At 62.0% G+C, this 20,048-nt stretch carries 13 protein-coding genes and 4 pseudogenes; 7 read left to right on the plus strand and 10 right to left on the minus strand.

Translation table 11 applies throughout. The features are described 5' to 3' along the window. The 10 genes and pseudogenes from BZ163_RS03175 to BZ163_RS03220 all read right to left on the minus strand — a co-directional run. A partial coding sequence (locus tag BZ163_RS03175) for a hypothetical protein (protein ID WP_128869742.1) occupies positions 1–409 on the minus strand: 409 nt, incomplete at its 3' end. Beyond that, positions 399–1,744: pseudogene (locus tag BZ163_RS03180) on the minus strand (phosphatase PAP2/dual specificity phosphatase family protein). The pseudogene BZ163_RS03180 and the gene BZ163_RS03175, both read right to left, overlap by 11 nt. Further along, positions 1,741–3,495 carry a bifunctional alpha/beta hydrolase/class I SAM-dependent methyltransferase gene (locus tag BZ163_RS03185; protein WP_128869743.1) on the minus strand — a complete coding sequence of 585 codons (1,755 nt, stop codon included), beginning with the start codon at positions 3,493–3,495 and terminating at the stop codon, positions 1,741–1,743. The pseudogene BZ163_RS03180 and the gene BZ163_RS03185 overlap by 4 nt, the downstream one beginning before the upstream one ends. Before the next feature lie 10 nt (positions 3,496–3,505). Then, complete coding sequence (locus tag BZ163_RS03190) at positions 3,506–4,129, minus strand: CDP-alcohol phosphatidyltransferase family protein (protein ID WP_128869744.1); 624 nt, start codon at positions 4,127–4,129, stop codon at positions 3,506–3,508. A gap of 141 nt (positions 4,130–4,270) precedes the next feature. Beyond that, a complete protein-coding gene (locus BZ163_RS03195; RefSeq protein WP_128869745.1) occupies positions 4,271–4,888 on the minus strand; it encodes a hypothetical protein in 618 nt (205 codons plus the stop codon). Beyond that, positions 4,885–5,079, minus strand: coding sequence for a hypothetical protein (locus tag BZ163_RS03200; RefSeq protein ID WP_128869746.1), 195 nt, complete (start codon positions 5,077–5,079; stop codon positions 4,885–4,887). The genes BZ163_RS03195 and BZ163_RS03200 overlap by 4 nt, the downstream gene beginning before the upstream one ends. A gap of 8 nt (positions 5,080–5,087) precedes the next feature. Further along, positions 5,088–5,693: a hypothetical protein gene (locus BZ163_RS03205; RefSeq protein ID WP_128869747.1), complete on the minus strand. Its 606-nt coding sequence runs from the start codon at positions 5,691–5,693 to the stop codon at positions 5,088–5,090. Continuing rightward, the gene (locus BZ163_RS35025) at positions 5,690–7,153 is read right to left on the minus strand and encodes a PAAR domain-containing protein (protein WP_178110415.1); all 1,464 of its coding nucleotides are present in this window, start codon (positions 7,151–7,153) and stop codon (positions 5,690–5,692) included. The genes BZ163_RS03205 and BZ163_RS35025 overlap by 4 nt, the downstream gene beginning before the upstream one ends. A 436-nt stretch (positions 7,154–7,589) precedes the next feature. Further along, a pseudogene (locus BZ163_RS03215) lies at positions 7,590–10,869 on the minus strand (EAL domain-containing protein). Between the two features lie 75 nt (positions 10,870–10,944). After that, complete coding sequence (locus BZ163_RS03220) at positions 10,945–11,835, minus strand: LysR family transcriptional regulator (protein WP_128869748.1); 891 nt, start codon at positions 11,833–11,835, stop codon at positions 10,945–10,947. A 148-nt stretch (positions 11,836–11,983) separates the two neighbouring features. Between BZ163_RS03220 and leuC the strand changes: the two genes are divergently transcribed. The 7 genes and pseudogenes from leuC to BZ163_RS03255 form a co-directional block, all read left to right on the plus strand. Beyond that, complete coding sequence (gene leuC, locus BZ163_RS03225; protein WP_128869749.1) at positions 11,984–13,402, plus strand: 3-isopropylmalate dehydratase large subunit; 1,419 nt, start codon at positions 11,984–11,986, stop codon at positions 13,400–13,402. 11 nt (positions 13,403–13,413) lie between these two features. Further along, entirely contained in the window at positions 13,414–14,058 is a 645-nt protein-coding gene (gene leuD / locus BZ163_RS03230) for a 3-isopropylmalate dehydratase small subunit (protein WP_128869750.1), read from the plus strand. A gap of 145 nt (positions 14,059–14,203) precedes the next feature. After that, positions 14,204–14,970 (plus strand): annotated as a pseudogene (locus BZ163_RS03235) (class I SAM-dependent methyltransferase). A gap of 122 nt (positions 14,971–15,092) precedes the next feature. Next, positions 15,093–16,175, plus strand: coding sequence for a 3-isopropylmalate dehydrogenase (gene leuB / locus BZ163_RS03240; protein WP_128869751.1), 1,083 nt, complete (start codon positions 15,093–15,095; stop codon positions 16,173–16,175). 69 nt (positions 16,176–16,244) lie between these two features. Next, the gene (gene asd / locus BZ163_RS03245) at positions 16,245–17,357 is read left to right on the plus strand and encodes an aspartate-semialdehyde dehydrogenase (RefSeq protein ID WP_128869752.1); all 1,113 of its coding nucleotides are present in this window, start codon (positions 16,245–16,247) and stop codon (positions 17,355–17,357) included. Between the two features lie 273 nt (positions 17,358–17,630). Further along, positions 17,631–18,641 (plus strand): aspartate-semialdehyde dehydrogenase, encoded by a 1,011-nt coding sequence (locus BZ163_RS03250; protein WP_128869753.1) that lies wholly within the window; start codon positions 17,631–17,633, stop codon positions 18,639–18,641. A 208-nt stretch (positions 18,642–18,849) separates the two neighbouring features. Beyond that, positions 18,850–20,048 (plus strand): annotated as a pseudogene (locus BZ163_RS03255) (FimV family protein); the annotation flags it as partial.

Raw genomic sequence — 20,048 nt, forward strand, 5'->3', positions numbered from 1 at the left:
TCAGCAGCACTTGTGCCGCCACCAGCAATGCCTGGCGGCGTAACAACGTCAGAGCGCCAGAGATCCGTTCGTGCCAGGGACGACCGCCACGGTCGGCGGGCTGCAGGCCCAGTGCCGTCAGCGCATGGTCCAGGGCCTGGGTGCGTTCGGGAAGGTCTTGTGCACAGGCGGCCAGGTGCTGGAACAGATCGGCATCGAACGCGACCCGCAGTGCCCAGTATTTTTGCCACAGGCCCAGCACCAGCAGCGCGCCGCTGCAGGTCAACCCCCAGGTTCCCGGGCTGGCCACGACATATTGGCCCAGGCCGAGCAGGGCCCCCAGCAGCGTCAGCCCGGTAGACAGCCGGTCCAGCGAACCACCACGGCGCAACAGGCTGGCGGTCGCTTGCAGCTGCATTTCAGTGGACACAGGCGTGCTCCGTGATCATGGGTAACTGCTGCAGCACCTGCCGGTGCGCACTGCTCAGCACGATCCCCGGACGTGCACGCTGAATCAGCAGGATGGCGTCATCGACACTGGCGGCCCTGCCGCTGCGCAGTAGCACGCGGCGACAGCCATGGCACTGCGTGAATAGCCCAGGGCGCAGCAGACCAGCAGCCGACCTTGCTGGCGCAGGCTTTCGATCGCCTCGGCCGCTGCCTGGCATTGCGCGGCGGTGGGTACCGTCAGGTCCAGTACCGGCAGCGAGCGGTAAGTGACCGAATCCGCGTTCAGCGATAGCTCTGCACACAGATCGAGCACCGCCCGAAAGGGCGAGTGCTGCAGTTCCTGTCGACCTGGCAGGCGTCCGAGCCAGACGTCATCGATCACCCGGTCGGGCTGCGGGTGGCGGCGGGTCCACAGGCGCGAGTTGAGCCACGCCGCCGCGAGGTAGGGGGCCAGCAGCCAGCGTGCCGCGGGGGACAGACGTCCGTCGGCACGTTTCTGGAAACCGCGGGCATCCAGCACGGCGTAATTGAGCGCTACCAGCAACAAGGCCACCGCGGGCCAGATCAACCACAGCCACGCGCCCCTCAAGGAAAAGGCCGGGATCATGAAGGCTGCGGCACCCAAGCTGTAATACAGCGCCAGTTGCCAGCGTTTTTTATCCACAGCCAGGCGAGCACCGTGCAGAGGGCCGGGACCCTCCAGTGGCCACAGCCAGACGCACAGCCAGCCGAGCAGCGCACCGGTGGGCAGGTCGACGAAATGGTGCTGGTAAGTGGTCAGCACCGACACCCCGATCAGGATGAACCAGCCATGCATCAGCCCGCGCCACAGCCCCTGCAAGTGCCGCTGATAGCAACTCCATAACACCACCAGCAGCGCGATGTGCAGGGAGGGCGCCTGATTGAACGGCTTGTCGAAACCTGCCAGGACATCGAACAGCCAGCCGAACACGCCGTCCAGTTCGGGCCGGGCAAAGGTGAAGCGCAACGGCCAGATCAGAAAACAACTGACCGCGATCAACTGGGCGGTGATCAGGCGCAGGGCATGGCGCCTGAGTTCCAGGCGACTGGCGGGCAGCAACAGCGACAGGCCGTAGAGCAGGTCAATGGACCAGTACGGGACGATGCTCCAGGCCCAGAACGGCATCCGGGTTTCCCAGTCGAACACCAGGCTGGCGACCTCGTCCCGTTGAGTGGTGACCCAGGTGGCGAAGCCGTAGGTGGCGAAGAACAGCGGGGCCAACAGCAACAGCCAGAGCAGTGCCGGTTTCAACAGGCCGGGTTCGCGTCCGAATGGGGCATTCAGGGGCATCATTGCACCCGTTGCGCCAGGGATACGCTGAAAATGCCCCATTCATCGACCCGCATGCCAATCTTGCGAAAGCCGGCGGCGGCTACCAGTTGGTCCATTTCCGCCTGGGTACGCCGGCGCATGACCCAGGCCTGGCCTTCACGGTGACTGGTCAAGGCGCGGGCGATCAGTTCCAGCTGCGGGTGCCAGGGTTGGCCGGTGTAGACCAGATAACCACCGGGTTCCACGGCGTCGGCCAGTCCGGCGAGAGAGCCGCTGACCCTCTGGTTGTCGGCGAACAGCTCGTACAGGCCGGACACCACCGCCAGGGTCGGCTTGGGATCGAGTGCGGCGAGGTCGGCGCGGTCGAAGGCATCGCCCTTGACGAATCGGGCGATGGCGTCCAGGCCTTTGTCGCGGATCAGCGCACCGCCGTCGCGCACGTTGATGTCGCTGTAGTCGCGCAACAGGATCGACTCGGGCAGCGGGTCGACACCCTGCAAGGCTTCCAGAATATAGCGCCCGTGCCCGGCGGCAATGTCGACGATGCGCACTTCGCGACCCTGATCACGCAAGTGCGCCATGGCCAGGCGCAGCAGTTCTTCGACATGCAGCTTGCGTTGGCGAATGCCGCGCCAACCGATGGAGTCCAGGTAGTTACGATCGATCAGCCGGCCAACGGCGGACGTGCCGGTGGGCGTGTTGCGGTAGACGTAGTCCAGGGTACTGCCGGAGTCGAAACCGGTGTCGAAACCCAGCTTGAGCCCGGACGACAGCCGGCTGCCGAGGCCCATGCCGGCGCGGGTCATGCGCCAGTACAGGTCACGCAGGGAATTGCGGGGCAATGGCGCGGCCAATGACTCTGATTCGGCGCAGGTCAGGCCCAGGCGGTCGGCGGCCAGCAGGGAAGGGCGGGCAGCCGGTTGTTCGAAGTTGTACAGGATAAAACGACGGACGCTGGCGACGGCAGTCTCGCGGCGTTGCTCACCCAAGGTGTCGTGGAAGAATCCCGGCAGCACATGTTTTTCCTTGTGCAGGCTGCCGAGACGCTCGAAAAACTGTTCCTGAGGTCGGCGATGCACCACGAAATCGGCGCCGGAAATCAACAGCTGAGTCGGCACCTGGATGGCCTGGGCATCGGCCACCACCCGCTCGGCAGCGTCGTAGAGGCCGAGCAGGACATTGACCGAAATCGCCTTGGTGATCAGCGGGTCGTTGTCGTAGCTGGCGACCCGTAGCGGGTCATGGCTGAGGAAACGCGCTTTGACGTAGCTGTTGACGAAAAAGTTGCCTCGCCACCGGCGCATCAGCGCCAGCCCCTGACGCGCGAAGGGCACGTAGAGCTTGACCTTGAACGCCGGTGACGCCAGCACCAGGGCGCGTATGCGTGGCGCGTAGTCGTGGACCCAGGTGGCCACGATCACCGCACCGACGCTCTGGGCAATCACCGCGATATTGTCTTCATCGATACCGTAAGCCGCGCCCAGGTGATCGCAGAAGGTCTGCACGTCACGCACGCTGGTGGCAAAACCCGGGCTGTCGCCCCGGGCACCGGGCGAGAGGCCATGACCGCGGGCGTCCCAGGCAAAGAAATCATGGTCGGGCAGATTCAGTTCATCCACCAGATGGGCAATGCGCCCGGAGTGTTCATGGCCGCGGTGAAATAGCAGCACGGCCTGGCGTGGTTCGCCCGGGGCCGTGGTACCTGGCCAGTAGCGGTAAAACAATTCCACGCCGTCATGGGTGGTGAATGACTGATGTTGGGCTTCGCGCATTGCACTGTCCTTATGCTGAAGGGGTGTCTTCGTGTACTTCCTTGAGGCCTTGGCGGACCCGATTGATCAGCGTGTAGACCAACAACACGGCGATGATCGCGAATACGGCGTTGATCCAAAGCGCGCTGATCCAGCCCAGGGCGATAGCGATCGCCACGACCCCCAGCACAAAAGCCCGATCACTTTTGCCCATGGGCCCGTCATAGCGCCGCGAAGCACCGACCATCGGCCCCAGCACGCCACTGTACTCGCTGAACAGGGCGAGCAGGGCGACCAGCAGCACCAGCCACAGGCTGACGCCCGGGAGCAGGGCGAACGGCAATATCAGGGCACAGTCGGCGACGATATCGCACAGCTCATTGAGATAGGCCCCCAGGTGCGACTGCTGGTTGAATTCCCGGGCGAGCATGCCATCGATGGCATTGAGCGCCATGCGCAGGATCATCCAGGCCGGCACCAGCCAAAATACCCAAGGGTGCTGGACGAAACCGGCGATCACCGCCCCCACCAGCACCGAGCCGATGCCTGCAATCAGGGTGATCTGGTTGGCGGTGGTGCCCTGGTTGAACAGTCGTTGCACCCATGGTCGCAGGAGGTTTTGAAACGCCGGTTTGATCTGGTAGATGCTGGGCACGTCGTTAGGATCTCAGGGGAAAACAGTGTGGGGGGGGGGAGTTTCGGGCGAGGCGATTTTTCAGTGTAGATGGGTTCTTGGGGGGAGCTCGTTCGGTTGACTGAGGAGATGCAAGCGGTGGGTCCGTCATCAAGGTGAGGGTCAAGGCTTCACCCAGGGTGTGGCAAGCTGCAGCTTTATAAGATAGCGCTCCTCTCTGGGGCGCTTATCGTCTCTGAAACGATTGACTACCAACATCACTTGATACTGGTTGCCCGCTTGCCAGTAAGAGGTGCCACCTTTGTTCACATCCCGCAATCGGGCTCGCCATTGGGCGGTATCGGCGAAGGGAGGATCGTAGTTGACTCGGATCGGTTCCCAGCCTGTTTGACGCCATTGCTCTTGCAAATCCAGCACGATCTTGAGTGTATCGTCGAGCAATAATGGCTCAAGTTGCGGAGACATCCACACACTGCTGACTGACTCATCTTTGTTGAAGCTGACCGTGAAAAAACGGGCCAGAGGGGTCACGAAACCGTACTGAGGATCTATGAAGCGGAGACGGGCGTCCGATTTAGGCAAGCGTCCCCAGTAGTGCCCGGGAATGGCTGGACCAATGGCCGCGCTGGAGCGCTGGCGCATGTCTTCCCAAGGCTCGCCAATCATCAGTGCAATTTCCGGGTCATCCGAAAACGCGTGGATCGCTGCCACGATGAGCAAAGCCGCGACGGCCATTGCCAAAACCCCACGTCGCCAACCTACGCCTCGCAGCAAGCTCATCGCACGCCCCGGCCTGAGGCAATGTCCTTAATCGACTTTTCGATCAGCTGGCGATCGGAGCGCTGTGGCTGCTCGTCAAACTGCGCCGGAGCCTGGAATCCGAAAGCCATGCGCTGATGGATATCGATGAAGTGCGCAGTGGAGCTACTGGCGAACCCAATGGGACATTCGTAATCAATGATTGGAGTCATGGCTTCACTCAGGGTGTGGCAAGCTGCAATGTGATGAGGTAGCGCTCCTCTGTTGGGCGTTTAATGTCCTTGAAACGATTGACCACCAACATTACTTGATACCTGTCGCTCGCTCGCCAATAAGCCTTGCCACCTTTGTTCACGTCCCGTAAGCGGGCACGCCATTGCGGCGTGTCGGCGAACGATGGAAAGTCCTGGAGCCGGATTGGCGTCCAGCCCCCTTGGCGCCATTGCTCCTGCAAACCCAGCACGACTTCGAGTGTGTCGTCGAGCAGCAGCGGTTCTACCTGCGGGGACATGCGGACACTTCTAACCAACTCGTCACTATTAAAACTAACTGTGAAGAAGCGGGCCGGCGGGGTCACAAACCCGTATTGGGGATCTATGAAACGAAGGCGAGCATCGGACTTCGGTATGTTGAACCATGAGTGCCCTGCAATGGCGGGATCAATGGTTGCACTGGAGCGCTGGCGCATGGCTTCGTAAGGTTCGCCAATCATCAGCGCAATTTCCAGATTATCGGAAAGCGCTTGTATCGCCGCCAGCGTAATAATGACAGCGACTGTCAGCGCTAACAGGCCCCGACGCCAACTCACGCGCTGCCTCAGACTCATCGCACGTCCCGGCCTGCGGCAATGTCTTGAATGGCCTGTTCGATCAGACGACGATCAGAATGCCGCAGCAGCTCATCGAACTGCGCCGCAGCCTTAAGCACGAAAGGCATGCGTTGCCGGACATCGGCCAAATTCGCAAGGCGATCATTGCTGAAGCCAATGGTGCGTTTATCATCGACTGGGCGGCACTGGCTGGCCAGGGTTAGTTCGATAGCCTCAGCGGCGCCGGACGGGACGCCGGTGATGTAGGAAACATGGTTGCCGCGCAGCAACCATACCAGTCCTTGGTCGCTGTACATCACTGGTTGCAGTATGTTGATCTGTTCGTGCTCGGCAAGCAGCACAACGCTTTCGGCGATATTGCCCGCCTCAATGGCTTTGAAAGCTTGCAGGATTTGCTTGTAGTCAGTACCGAATTTTAGTGTCTCCTGTGCGACCGGCCACAGCACCGGGTACTGCTTATGTCCATAAATATCGCTCCGAGATGGCAGGCAGGTGTCAAGCGCCTTCAACCCCCGCTCCTTGTAGAAAGCATGCAGCGGAAACACATCCAGAAACAACGTGGTATTGCCCATGGCCAGCATCTCGTACACGAAGTTGTACACCCGCTGTGCGTACGGCAATGCGTCGTCGCCGCCCCCGAAACGACTACCCGGCACCGGATTATTGCGGTCGGCTTGCTCGTAGTCGCGCTGCGCCTGCTCGAACTCCCGCAGTTTCGCCTGCCGTTCACGCTCACTGGGGCCGAGTAGTCCAAAGAAGCCTTTCCTGGCGCTGTTCTTCAAACGTTGTGCCGCTTTATATTCCGCCTGCATCTTTTCGATCGAACTCGCCGCATGCAGCAGGCCACACCCAACCTGCTTGGAAGCGAACGCCGCAAGTCCCGCCCATTGGAAACGCTGATCTTCCAGCCACAACTGCGCGTAAGCGGCATTAATTGCACGATTCCTCGCCTTGGGATCGGCAATCAGTACGCCGCCCGGCGCCACGATGGCTTCGGCTTGTTGTTGATACCCGCGCCAGAGGTTCTGGCAGACCAGCCCCGGTAATTCACTGAAGGACGGTGAGGGCGCCGTTCGCGTCGGCGAATAGCCGGATGGGCGTGGTGCTGCCGGATCGCTGCGGGATACAGGAGTGGCTGGCTGAGCTGCGGCACGGTTGCCTTGCGGCGCAACGGCCTCCCTGGAGGAGTAGGTGGCATTTTTTAGCGAGGGGATCAGCGTCGCTCTGCAAGGACAGGTGCTGACGCTGTCCAGCGTCCCAGCCAAGAGCCGGCCATTGCTTCGCATGTGCGAAATCCCGCCGGTTATTGCGTAGGTCTTGCCGGTTATTCCGCAGGAAACCCTATCCCCGTCGCGGGCATGGTTTTCGCCAAACATCGTAATGCAGGGGTCGGCATCCAGCACGGTGCCGCCGCAGGTGGTCTTGTCGCCTTGGCGAATGTAGTACCCGATTGCCATTGATTGAAGTCCTTGTCTGCTGGCGACTTGAGCGAGGCGCTTGGCGCGCCTGCTGACGATCAACTTGCTCTGGGGCCCGAAGGAATTGGGGCAAGGCAAGGTGCAGCGCGAAGGGTCGGCGAAGGGGTTTTCAAGGTAAATCGGACGTTTCTCGGAAGCGTGTAGGAAATGGCGATTCGAATCTTGATGAGGGCGAAGTTTTGGTCTGTATAGAGGGATTACGGTTAGGGGAGTGGGGAGGCTGCCAGGGGCGGTGGCCTCAAGTTTTGCAGCGGCCGTGAAGATGCCTTCGCCGGCAAGCCGGCTCCTACAGGGGAATCGGGTACGGTTGGAAGAGGTTAGTTGGCTGTCGGGGTGTCTTCGCCAGCAAGCCGGTCTCGCTCGCATAGGGACGCGAGCCCGCTACGGTAGACAGGGCCGCCCTGCAACCGCCGGGTTATTTCAGGAGTTTCTTGAACGCCTCCACCGGCAACGGCCGACTGTGCAAATACCCCTGATAAAAGTGACAGCCCAGCCCCTGCAGGAAATCCAGCTGGTCCTGGGTTTCCACCCCTTCGGCGATCACCTTCAATTCCAGGCTGCGGGCCATGGCGACAATGGCGCGGATGATCTCGGCATCGTTGGGGTCGGTGGTGGCGTCGCGGATGAAGGACTGGTCGATTTTCAGGGTGTCGACCGGCAGGCGCTTGAGGTAGGTCAGCGAGGAGTAACCGGTGCCGAAGTCGTCCATGGCGAAACTTACGCCGAGTTTTTTCAGGCGGCGCATTTTGCTGATGGTGTCTTCCAGGTTCTGGATGACGATGCCTTCGGTGATTTCCAGCTTCAGCAGCGAGCAGGGCAGGCCGTGACTGGCGAGGCTGCGTTCGATGCGTTCGACGAAGTCGTTCTGGCGGAACTGTCGCGGGCTGATGTTCACGCACAGGCTGAAGTCGAGCGGGTCGATCAGGTTTTTGGCGACCAGCTGTTTGAAGGCGGCGCAGACCTCCTCGATGATCCAGGTGCCCACCTCGAGGATCATCCCGCTGTCCTCCAGCACCTTGATGAACTCGGTGGGCGACTGCGCGCCGAATTCCGGATGGTCCCAGCGCACCAGCGCCTCGGCAGCCGACGATGCGGCCGTCCCGGGCGTCTACCTGCGGTTGGTAATGCACGCGAAACTCGCCGCGGGACAGGGCCTGGCGCAGGTCGGTTTCCAGGCGCAGGCGTTGGCTAGCGGCCTTCTGCATGGTGTTGTGATACATCTGTGTGGTGTTGCGCCCCGAATCCTTGGCCCGATACAGCGCGATGTCGGCGCGCTTGAGCAGGTCGGTCGGGGTCGAGCCGTGATCGGGTATCAATGCGATGCCAATGCTCGGGGTCACTTGCAGGCGCTGGCCGTCGAGGAACATCGGTTCGGACAGCAGTTCACGCAAGGTGTCGGCCAGCTCCAGGACCTGATCGCTGACGTCGTTGCGCGTGCCCTCAAGACCGCTGAGCAGCACCACGAACTCATCACCCCCCAGCCGCGCAACGGTGTCCTCCATGCGCACGCTGGCTTCAAGGCGCGCGGTGATGATCTTCAGCACCGTATCGCCCACGGGATGGCCGAGCGAATCATTGATGTGCTTGAAGTGGTCAAGGTCGAGAAACATCAGCGCGCCGCGCAGGTTGTGGCGCTTGAGCAGGGCGATCTGCTGGCTCAGGCGATCCATCAGCAGCGCGCGGTTGGGCAGGTTGGTCAAAGGGTCGTGGTAGGCCAGGTGGCGGATCTGCGCTTCGGCATTTTTCAGCAGGCTGACGTCCCGCGCCGTCAGCAGCAGGCAAGCGGTTTCGTTCAGGGTGATGGGTTCCACCGAGACTTCGACGGTCAGCAACTCGCCGCGTTTATTGCGCCCGAGCATCTCCAGGTGATGCACCCGGCCCTTCATCTGTAGTTCGGCCAGCAGCATCGAACGCTGTTTTTCCTCAGCCCAGATGCCGACCTGGTACACCGTGCGGCCGATCACTTCGTCGGCGCGATAGCCGGTCAGGCGACAGAAGCCATCGTTGACTTCCAGATAGCGTCCGGTGTCGCGCTCGGTGATGGTGATGGCGTCGGGGCTGGAGTGGAAGGCCTTGGCGAACTTCTCTTCGCTGGCCTTGAGCGCCGCTTCCGAGCGTTGCTGCTGGGTGATGTCGCGCAGGGTGGTGACGATGCACGGCTGGTTGCCGACGCTGATCTGGCGGCTGGAAATCACGCAGGTCAGGGTCTGCCCGTCTTTGTGCTGAACCACGATCGCGACATTGTTCAGGCCTTGTTCGCGGATGACTTGTTCGATCCGCCGCAGGCTTTTCGCCGAGGCGTCCCACAGGCCGATTTCGTCGGCACTGCGGCCAATCACCTCGGCGGTGCTCCAGCCGAAGGTCTGGGTGAAGCTGGAGTTGATCTCGATGAACAGGCCGGTGTCCTGGTGGGTCACGCAGATCGGGTCCGGGCTGACTTGGAACAGCGTGGCGAATTTCTCTTCAGAGGCCACCAGCCGCTGTTCGCGTTCCACCTGATCGGTAATGTCGAGCAGCGTGCCGGCCATGCGCAGCGGCGCGCCGTTGTCGTCGCGGTACAGGCGGGCGCGGCTTTCCAGGTAGCGCGAACTGCCGTCCGGCAGCTGCACGCGGTAGGTCAGCTGATAATTGCCGGCCGGGCCTTCGCGCAAGCTGCGGTAGGCGTCGCGCATGCTGTCGCGTTCTTCGCCGGGCACGCCTTCGAAAAAATCGTCGAAGGCTTCATGGAAAGGTTTGGCCTCCAGCCCGTGCAGTTGGGCGGCCCGCGCCGAACCGTAGAGCATGCCGCTGGGAATGTGCCAGTCCCACGTGCCCAGTTGCGCCGAATCCAGGGCCAGGTCAAGGCGTTCCTGGCTGTCTTTCAGGGCATGTTCGGCGGCTTTGGCCTCGGTGGTATCGAGGAAGGTGCTCAGCAGGTAGGGCTGGCCTTCGAGCTCGACTTTCTGCGCGCTGAGGATGCCATCGTGGACCTGGCCGTTGCTGGCGCGAAACTGCACCTCCATGCTGGTCAATTCGCCCTTGGCCTTGGTGGCCTTGACCAGTTGCGCCCGTTGTTCCGGGTGCACCCACAGGCCCAGTTCGAGGGTGGTGCGGCCGATCGCGTCTTGCACCGGCCAGCCGAACAGGCTTTCGAAATACTGGTTGGCTTCACTGATCAGGCCGTCTTCCTGGCGGGTCAGCAACACCATGTTCGGGCACAGGTGAAACAGCGTGGCGAAGCGTTTTTCCGAACTGCTCAGGGCCTGTTCACGCTGACGCTGGTGGGTGATTTCGCGGATGACGCCAATCATCCGTGGCCGGCCGTGCTTGTCCGGCAGCAGGCTGCCGTTGATCTCCAGCCAGTGCAGGCTGCCGTCGGGCCATTGAATGCGGTGGTGCATCGCCTGTTCCAGCGGGGCGCCGGCGATCACCGCGTGGAAGGCGCGGATGGTTTTCGCCCGGTCCTCGGGTGGCAGCAGGTCGAGGTATTCCAGATCGGCCGGCAGCGGTTGCCGGGGATCGAAGCCGAACAACGCCTGGGTGCCCCGGGACCAGCTGATCTGCCCGCGCTCGATGTCCCAATACCAGGCGCCCAGGCGCGCGCCGTTGAGGGCGGCCAGCAGTTGCGGCGCACTTTCCCAGCTCTGCTCGGACCGTTTCGGGTCCAGCGCCTGAATACGCGGCATCGGCGGAATTCGGTCAACAGATTTCGGCATTTTCAAGCCTTGGGCTGAATTGGGCGTTTAGCACAGGAGTTCACGGCGCAAAAGACGCTATAGACGTAGCACAGCTTAGCCCTGAATCCCTGGCCCATCGATTTGTGCATCCAGCAGGGCCATAAAGGCCCGTGCCGCATTCGAGAGCGTCCGTTCGGTGTGCAAGATATAGCCTAGCTGGCGAGTCAGTTGTATGCCCGGTAAAGGTATTCGTGCAACTTGCTCGTCGAGCATGGTGCGCGGCAGCACGCTCCAGGCAAGGCCGATCGAGACCATCATCTTGATCGTTTCCAGATAATTGGTGCTCATGGCGATGTTCGGCGTCAGGCCCCGGGCTTCGAACAGGCGCTGGACGATGTGGTGGGTAAAGGTGTTGCCGCCGGGGAATACCGCCGGGTGCAGGGCAATGTCCGCCAGGCTGACCGGGCCGTTGCTGATCAGCGAATGCTCCGGGGCGACCACGAAATCCAGCGGGTCGTCCCATACGGGCGTGGCCTTCACCAGGGCGTGGGGCTCCGGCGCCAGGGTGATGACCGCCAGCTCGGCGCGGCCATGGAGGATTTCTTCGTAGGCCACTTCCGAGTCGAGGAACTGGATATCCAGCGCCACCTCCGGGTAGCGCCGGGTGAACTCCCTCAATAAAGGCGGCAGGCGGTGCAGGCCGATGTGGTGACTGGTGGCCAGGGTCAGGCGGCCGCTGACTTCGCCGGTCAGGTTGGTCAGGGCGCGGCGAGTGTCGTCCAGCACATTGAGGATCTGATAGGCCCGGGGCAGCAAGGCGCGGCCGGCCTCGGTCAGGCCGACTTCACGTCCCAGGCGATCGAACAGGCGCACCTTCAGTTGCTGTTCCAGCCCGGCGATGCGCTTGCTGATGGCCGGTTGCGTGAGGTGCAGCCGCTCGCCGGCGCCGGAGAAGCTGCCGGTCTCGGCAATCGCTATGAAAGCATTGAGGTTGGCCAGGTCCATTGTCGTATTCCAGTTGGTTATCCAAAGCATGAAAAATATGAATTTGAGTTATTTAATGTAACCCCCTAGGATCGACCTCACAAGCCAAAGGGTTATTGAATCACTCAAGACCCAGGGCATAGAAACAAGCTGATGAGGAAACCGTCTGATGGCCGGCAAAACGCTCTACGACAAGCTCTGGGATTCGCACTTGGTCAAGCAGCGCGACGATGGCTCTGCGCTGATCTACATCGATCGTCACATCATCCATGAAGTGACCTCGCCGCAAGCCTTCGAAGGCCTGCGCCTGGCCGGGCGCAAGCCTTGGCGCATCGATGCCAACATCGCGACCCCGGACCACAACGTACCGACCACGCCGGAGCGCAAGGGTGGCATCGAAGCCATTGCCGACGAGGTCTCGCGCCTGCAGGTTCAGACCCTCGACGATAACTGTGACGAATACGGCATCGTCGAATTCAAGATGAATGACGTCCGCCAGGGCATCGTCCACGTCATCGGCCCGGAGCAGGGTGCTACCTTGCCGGGCATGACCGTGGTCTGCGGCGACTCCCATACCTCGACCCACGGTGCCTTTGGTGCCTTGGCGCACGGTATCGGCACTTCCGAGGTCGAGCATGTGCTCGCCACCCAGTGCCTGGTCGCCAAGAAAATGAAGAACATGCTGGTGTCGGTCGAAGGCAAACTGCCATTTGGCGTGACGGCCAAGGACATCGTCCTCGCCGTGATCGGCAAGATCGGCACCGCCGGCGGTAACGGCCATGCCATCGAGTTCGCCGGCAGCGCGATTCGCGACTTGTCCGTTGAAGGCCGCATGACCATCTGCAACATGTCCATCGAAGCCGGTGCGCGTGTCGGCCTGGTGGCGGCGGACGAAAAGACCGTGGAATACGTCAAGGGCCGTCCATTCGCCCCGAAAGGCGCGGAATGGGACTTGGCTGTCGAGGCCTGGAAAGACCTGGTGACGGACAAGGACGCGAAGTTCGACACCATCGTCGAGCTCGACGCGACCCAGATCAAACCGCAAGTCAGCTGGGGCACGTCGCCGGAGATGGTGTTGGCCGTTGATCAGAACGTGCCGGACCCGGCCAAGGAAATGGACCTGGTCAAGCGTGGCTCCATCGAACGCGCCTTGAAGTACATGGGTTTGACCGCCAACCAGGCGATCACCGACATCCAGCTGGACCGCGTATTCATCGGCTCCTGCACCAACTCGCGGATCGAAGACCTGCGTGCGGCGGCAGTGATCGCCAAGGGCCGCAAAGTGGCGTCGACCATCAAGCAGGCCATCGTGGTGCCGGGCTCGGGCCTGGTCAAGGCTCAGGCCGAATCGGAAGGCCTGGACAAGATCTTCCTCGACGCCGGTTTCGAATGGCGTGAGCCGGGCTGCTCGATGTGCCTGGCGATGAACCCGGACCGTTTGGAAAGTGGCGAGCATTGCGCGTCGACCTCCAACCGTAACTTCGAAGGCCGTCAGGGCGCCGGTGGCCGTACCCACCTGGTGAGCCCGGCCATGGCCGCCGCCGCCGCTGTGAACGGTCGTTTCGTCGACGTCCGTGAATTGATCTGAAGGAGCGCAGCATGAAAGCTTTTACCCAGCACACCGGTCTTGTCGCGCCTCTGGATCGTGCCAACGTCGACACCGACCAGATCATTCCGAAGCAATTCCTGAAGTCGATCAAGCGCACGGGTTTTGGCCCGAACCTGTTCGATGAGTGGCGCTACCTGGATGTGGGGCAACCGTATCAGGACAACTCCAAGCGTCCGCTGAACAAGGACTTCGTGCTCAACGCCGAACGTTATCAAGGTGCCAGCGTGTTGCTGGCGCGTGAGAACTTCGGTTGCGGCTCCAGCCGCGAACATGCGCCGTGGGCGCTGGAAGAGTACGGTTTCCGCAGCATCATCGCGCCGAGCTATGCCGACATCTTCTTCAACAACAGCTTCAAGAACGGCTTGCTGCCGATCATCTTGAGCGACGCTGAGGTGGATGAACTGTTCCAGCAGGTCGAGGCGACGCCGGGTTACCAGTTGCAGGTTGACCTGCAAGCCCAGACCGTGACCCGTCCGGATGGCAAGGTGCTGAACTTTGAGATCGACGCGTTCCGTAAGCATTGCCTGCTCAACGGGCTGGACGATATCGGCCTGACGTTGATGGACCATGAGGCGATTGCGACGTTTGAAGCCAAGCATCGGGCGAGCCAGCCTTGGTTGTTTCGCGACGCTTGATTTTGCGTAAGGCGGGATGCCGCTTTCGCTGGCAAGCCAGCTCCTACAGGGTTCTGTGAACGCCGAACCCCCCTGTAGAAGCTGGCTTGCCAGCGAAGAGGCCCGGACAGACACCACAAGACTAAACCCTGAAATAGGAAGTCCAATGACCAGCACCCCCCAGCACAGCCAGGTCGTCCAAAAGCAATTCGGTGAACAGGCCGCCGCCTACCTGAACAGCGCCGTCCACGCTCAAGGCACCGAATTCGCCCTGCTACAGGCTGAACTGGCAGGGCAGGGCGACGCCCGGGTGCTGGACCTCGGCTGCGGCGCCGGTCACGTGAGTTTCCACGTGGCCTCGCTGGTCAAGGAAGTGGTGGCCTACGACCTGTCCAGCAGATGCTCGACGTAGTCGCAGCCGCCGCTGTCGACCGTGGCCTGAGCAATGTGACCACGGTCAACGGTGCCGCCGAGCGCCTGCCGTTCGCCGATGGCGAGTTCGACTTCGTGTTCAGCCGTTATTCGGCGCACCATTGGAGCGACCTCGGGCTGGCCCTGCGCGAAGTTCGCCGGGTGCTGAAGCCGGGCGGGGTGGCGGCGTTCGTCGACGTGTTGTCACCGGGCAGCCCGCTGTTCGACACTTACCTGCAAAGCGTCGAAGTGCTGCGCGACACCAGCCACGTGCGCGATTATTCCGCCGGCGAGTGGTTGCGCCAGGTCAGCGAAGCGGGGTTGCATACCCGCAGCACCACGCGCCAACGCTTGCGCCTGGAGTACACCAGCTGGGTCGAGCGCATGCGCACGCCCCAGGTGATGCGCGCGGCGATTCGCGAGCTGCAGCAGTCGATGGGCAATGAAGTGCGCGAATATTTTGAGATTGAGGCCGATGGTTCGTTCAGTACCGATGTGCTGGTGCTGATGGCTGAACGGTAAGCGCTGAATGATAAGCTCTGGACGATAAGTTCTGAACAATAGGCTTTCTGAACAATAGCCGCCGAGCGATAGACTTTTTCCGGGCGCGCCATGGGCGCACCGACTGATGACATGAGGAAAGCATGAGCAAGCAGATTCTGATTCTCCCAGGTGACGGTATTGGCCCGGAAATCATGGCCGAAGCGGTCAAGGTACTGGAGCTGGCCAGCGACAAGTACAACCTGGGCTTCGAGCTGAACTTTGACGTGATCGGTGGCGCGGCCATCGACAAGCACGGCGTGCCGTTGGCCGACGAAACCCTGGAGCGCGCTCGCACGGCCGACGCGGTGCTGCTGGGCGCCGTGGGCGGCCCGAAATGGGACGCCATCGAGCGTGACATTCGCCCGGAGCGCGGCCTGCTGAAGATCCGTGCGCAACTGGGCCTGTTCGGCAACCTGCGTCCGGCGATCCTCTACCCGCAACTGGCCGAAGCGTCGAGCCTGAAGCCTGAAATCGTTGCCGGCCTGGACATCCTGATCGTTCGCGAGCTGACCGGCGGCATCTACTTCGGCGCGCCACGTGGCACCCGCACCCTGGAAAACGGCGAGCGTCAGTCCTACGACACCCTGCCGTACAGCGAAAGCGAAATCCGCCGCATCGCCCGTGTCGGTTTCGACATGGCCATGGTTCGCGGCAAGAAGCTGTGCTCGGTGGACAAGGCCAACGTATTGGCGTCCAGCCAGCTGTGGCGTGAAATCGTCGAGGAAGTGGCCAAGGATTACCCTGAAGTCGAACTGAGCCACATGTACGTCGACAACGCCGCCATGCAACTGGTGCGCGCACCGAAGCAATTCGACGTGATCGTCACCGACAACATGTTCGGCGACATCCTGTCCGACCAGGCGTCGATGCTCACCGGTTCCATCGGCATGCTGCCGTCGGCTTCCCTCGACACCCATAACAAGGGCATGTACGAGCCGTGCCACGGTTCGGCGCCGGACATCGCAGGCCAGGGCATTGCCAACCCGTTGGCGACCATTTTGTCGGTGTCGATGATGTTGCGTTACAGCTTCAACCAAGCGGACGCTGCAAACGCGATCGAGAAGGCCGTGAGCCTTGTTTTGGACCAGGGGCTGCGTACAGGCGACATCTGGTCGGCCGGTTGCACTAAAGTCGGTACGCAGGAAATGGGCGACGCAGTAGTCGCCGCGCTGCGGAATCTGTAATCTCTCGGGCCCGCTGCAATTTTCACTCTTGAAAGCAGCGGCCCACTTTTTAAAGAAGGTGTAGTTGCGATGAAACGTGTAGGTCTGATCGGTTGGCGCGGTATGGTCGGTTCCGTGCTCATGCAGCGGATGCTGGAAGAGCAGGATTTCGATCTCATCGAGCCGGTGTTTTTCACCACGTCCAATGTCGGTGGCCAAGGCCCGTCCGTGGGTAAGGACATTGCTCCGCTCAAAGACGCTTACAGCATTGAAGAGCTGAAAACCCTCGACGTGATTCTGACGTGCCAGGGTGGCGACTACACCAGCGAAGTCTTCCCGAAACTGCGTGAAGCCGGCTGGCAGGGCTACTGGATCGACGCCGCTTCCAGCCTGCGCATGCAGGATGACGCGGTGATCGTGCTGGACCCGGTGAACCGCAAGGTCATCGACCAGCAGCTCGACGCGGGCACCAAGAACTACATCGGCGGCAACTGCACCGTCAGCCTGATGCTGATGGGCCTGGGCGGTCTGTTCGAAGCCGGCCTGGTGGAGTGGATGAGCGCCATGACGTACCAGGCGGCCTCCGGTGCCGGCGCGCAGAACATGCGTGAACTGATCAAGCAGATGGGCGCGACCCACGCCGCTGTCGCCGATCAACTGGCCGACCCGGCCAGCGCGATCCTCGACATCGACCGTCGTGTCGCCGAAGCGATGCGCAGCGACGCGTACCCGACCGAAAACTTCGGCGTACCGCTGGCCGGCAGCCTGATCCCGTGGATCGACAAGGAACTGCCGAACGGCCAGAGCCGCGAAGAATGGAAGGCCCAGGCCGAGACCAACAAGATCCTCGGTCGCTTCAAGAACCCGATCCCGGTGGATGGCATCTGCGTGCGCATCGGCGCCATGCGCTGCCACAGCCAGGCGCTGACCATCAAGCTGAACAAAGACGTGCCGATCGCCGACATCGAAGGGCTGATCAGCCAGCACAACCCTTGGGTCAAGCTGGTACCGAACAGCCGCGAAGCCAGCATTCAGGAACTGAGCCCGACGAAAGTCACCGGCACCCTGAACGTCCCGGTGGGCCGTCTGCGCAAGCTGAACATGGGCACGCAGTACGTCGGCGCGTTCACCGTCGGCGACCAGCTGCTGTGGGGCGCGGCCGAACCGCTGCGTCGCATGCTGCGGATTCTGCTCGAGCGTTGATCGGTTGAAGCAGTGAAAGAGCCCGTGCCTTGGAAGAGGTGCGGGTTTTTTTGTGTTTGGCAGGCCGGGGTTGATGGGTTGCCCCCGTACAGGCCCCTTCGCTGGCAAGCCAGCTCCTCCAGGTCATGAGCCAACCCTGCAACCGCGCACAACCGTGTAGGCGCTGGCTTGCAGCGAAGAGGCCGGAACAGGCGCCGCATATCCCCGCCGAATTGCCTGCACGCCACCCACCCGGTAAAGTGCCGCTCCCCCCGTTTCGCCAGAGGTAAAACCATGAGCCAGTCCATTGATATTGCCGTGATCGGCGCCACCGGTACTGTCGGCGAAACGCTGGTGCAGATTCTCGAAGAGCGCGACTTCCCGGTCGGCAACCTGCACCTGCTGGCCAGCAGTGAATCGGCCGGGCATTCGGTGCCGTTTCGCGGCAAGAACGTGCGGGTGCGGGAAGTCGATGAGTTCGACTTCAGCAAAGTCCAGCTGGTGTTCTTCGCCGCCGGCCCGGCGGTCACCCTGAGTTTCGCCTCGCGCGCCATCGCCGCCGGCTGTTCGCTGATCGACCTGTCCGGCGCGTTGCCGGCCGATCAGGCGCCGCAAGTGGTGCCGGAAGCCAATGCACAGGTGCTCGCCGGTCTGCAAAAGCCGTTCCAGGTCAGCAGCCCAAGCCCGTCGGCCACCACGCTGGCCGTGGTGCTGGCGCCATTGCTCGGTTTGCTCGACCTGCAACGCATCCACCTGACCGCGGCCTTGGCGGTCTCGGCCCAAGGTCGCGAAGCCGTGACCGAGCTGGCCCGGCAAACCGCCGAACTGCTCAACGTGCGGCCGCTGGAACCGACGTTCTTTGATCGGCAGATGGCGTTCAACCTGCTGGCGCAAGTCGGCAAGCCGGATGAGCAAGGCCATACGCTGCTGGAAAAACGCCTGGTGCGCGAACTGCGCCAGGTCATGGCCCTGCCTGCATTGAAGATTTCCGTCACTTGCATTCAAGCCCCGGTGTTTTTTGGCGATAGCTTTAGCGTGACCTTGCACTCGGCGAGCGACATCGACCTGGCGAAAATCAACGCCGCCCTGGAAGACGCCCCCGGTATCGAACTGGTGGAAGCCGGCGATTATCCGACGCCGGTCGGCGATGCGGTCGGGCAGGACGTGGTCTACGTTGGTCGGGTTCGCCATGGAATCGACGACCTGTCGGAACTAAACGTGTGGCTGACGTCAGATAACGTGCGCAAAGGCGCGGCGCTCAATGCTGTGCAGGTGGCTGAATTATTGATAAAACACCTTGTGTAAAAGATACTTGGCAACAATTTTTCCAAGGGCTCCAGCCAACGCTATGCTTGGTCCGGACTGCTGAGGGCGAGCCACCCTGCGGGGCTTTCCTCGGCACGAATGAAACGATCGCGCGCGACGACTCTTCGTCGCCGCGCGCAATGCCTTGCGGCAGCGACTATCAACACCTTCTCGCTGGCCGAGGAATGTTCAAACAAAGGATGAGGCTATGGTTCAAGTTCGCAAACTGGTGTTAGCAATAGCGGCCGCGTCGGCGCTGTCCTCCGGTATGGCGCATGCGCTCGGGCTTGGGGAGCTGACCCTGAAATCGACGCTGGACCAGCCGCTGGTGGCGGAAATCGAGTTGCTCGACGTCAAGGAACTCACCGCTGCCGAAGTGGTGCCGAGCCTGGCTTCGCCGGAAGATTTCGCCAAGGCCGGTGTCGACCGCCAGGCGTTTCTCAACGACCTGAGCTTCACCCCCGTGCTCAACCCCAGCGGTAAAAGCGTCCTGCGTGTGACGTCCAGCAAACCCCTGTCCGAACCGATGGTGAAATTCCTGGTGCAGGTCATGTGGCCCAACGGTCGTCTGCTGCGCGATTACAGCGTGCTGCTCGATCCGTCCAAGTTCTCGCCGCAGACCGCTGAAGCGGCGGCGCAGCCAGCGCCGACGCCAGCCGTCACCGCCGCGGTGCCCGGTGCCACCGAGCCTGGCCAATACACCACCACGCCCCGGGATACCCTGTGGGAAATCGCGGCGAAGGCGCGCAATGGCGGCTCGGTCCAGCAAACCATGCTGGCCATCCAGGCGCTGAACCCGGATGCCTTCATCGGCGGCAACATCAATCGACTGAAAACCGGTCAGGTGCTGCGGCTGCCGGACCAGGCACAAAGCACCAACTTGCCACAGCACAAAGCCATTGCCGAAGTGGCCGCGCAGAACACCGCGTGGCGTCAGGGCCGGCGCTATGTGCCGAAGACCGGGGCAGGGCAGCAGCAACTCGACGCCACCAACCGTCCGCGTGGCGATGGCACGGCTGTGCAACCCGCCCGGGACAACTTGAGCCTGGTGTCTGCCGAATCCGGCAAGGCGGGTGGCAAAGGTGCCGCAGGCGACGCCAAGGCCTTGAACAACAAGCTGGCCATGACTCAGGAAAACCTCGACACGACCCGTCGTGACAACGAGGAACTGAAAAGCCGCATGACCGATCTGCAGAGTCAGCTGGACAAGCTGCAGCGCCTGATCGAACTGAAGAACAATCAACTGGCCAGGTTGCAGGCCGAAGGCGCCGCAGACGCTCCGGCTGGTGCGCCAGCCACTGCGGCGATCTCCGCCGAATTGGCGGCCGATCCCGCGGCAGCGCCTGCCGCCAGCGGATGCCGGCCACACCTGCGCCTGCCGCCGAGACCGCGCCGGCCGCAACCGAG

This window comes from Pseudomonas sp. VI4.1 (assembly GCF_002029345.1).
GTDB lineage: Bacteria > Pseudomonadota > Gammaproteobacteria > Pseudomonadales > Pseudomonadaceae > Aquipseudomonas.

Coding starts and splice junctions, on each gene's coding strand:
- leuB (WP_128869751.1), top strand. CDS start 15,093: ATGAGCAAGCAGATTCTGATTCTCCCAGGTGACGGTATTGGCCCGGAA.
- BZ163_RS03195 (WP_128869745.1), bottom strand. CDS start 4,888: ATGAGCTTGCTGCGAGGCGTAGGTTGGCGACGTGGGGTTTTGGCAATG.
- BZ163_RS03185 (WP_128869743.1), bottom strand. CDS start 3,495: ATGCGCGAAGCCCAACATCAGTCATTCACCACCCATGACGGCGTGGAA.
- leuC (WP_128869749.1), top strand. CDS start 11,984: ATGGCCGGCAAAACGCTCTACGACAAGCTCTGGGATTCGCACTTGGTC.
- BZ163_RS03205 (WP_128869747.1), bottom strand. CDS start 5,693: ATGAGTCTGAGGCAGCGCGTGAGTTGGCGTCGGGGCCTGTTAGCGCTG.
- BZ163_RS03220 (WP_128869748.1), bottom strand. CDS start 11,835: ATGGACCTGGCCAACCTCAATGCTTTCATAGCGATTGCCGAGACCGGC.
- leuD (WP_128869750.1), top strand. CDS start 13,414: ATGAAAGCTTTTACCCAGCACACCGGTCTTGTCGCGCCTCTGGATCGT.
- asd (WP_128869752.1), top strand. CDS start 16,245: ATGAAACGTGTAGGTCTGATCGGTTGGCGCGGTATGGTCGGTTCCGTG.
- BZ163_RS35025 (WP_178110415.1), bottom strand. CDS start 7,153: ATGGCAATCGGGTACTACATTCGCCAAGGCGACAAGACCACCTGCGGC.
- BZ163_RS03250 (WP_128869753.1), top strand. CDS start 17,631: ATGAGCCAGTCCATTGATATTGCCGTGATCGGCGCCACCGGTACTGTC.
- BZ163_RS03200 (WP_128869746.1), bottom strand. CDS start 5,079: ATGACTCCAATCATTGATTACGAATGTCCCATTGGGTTCGCCAGTAGC.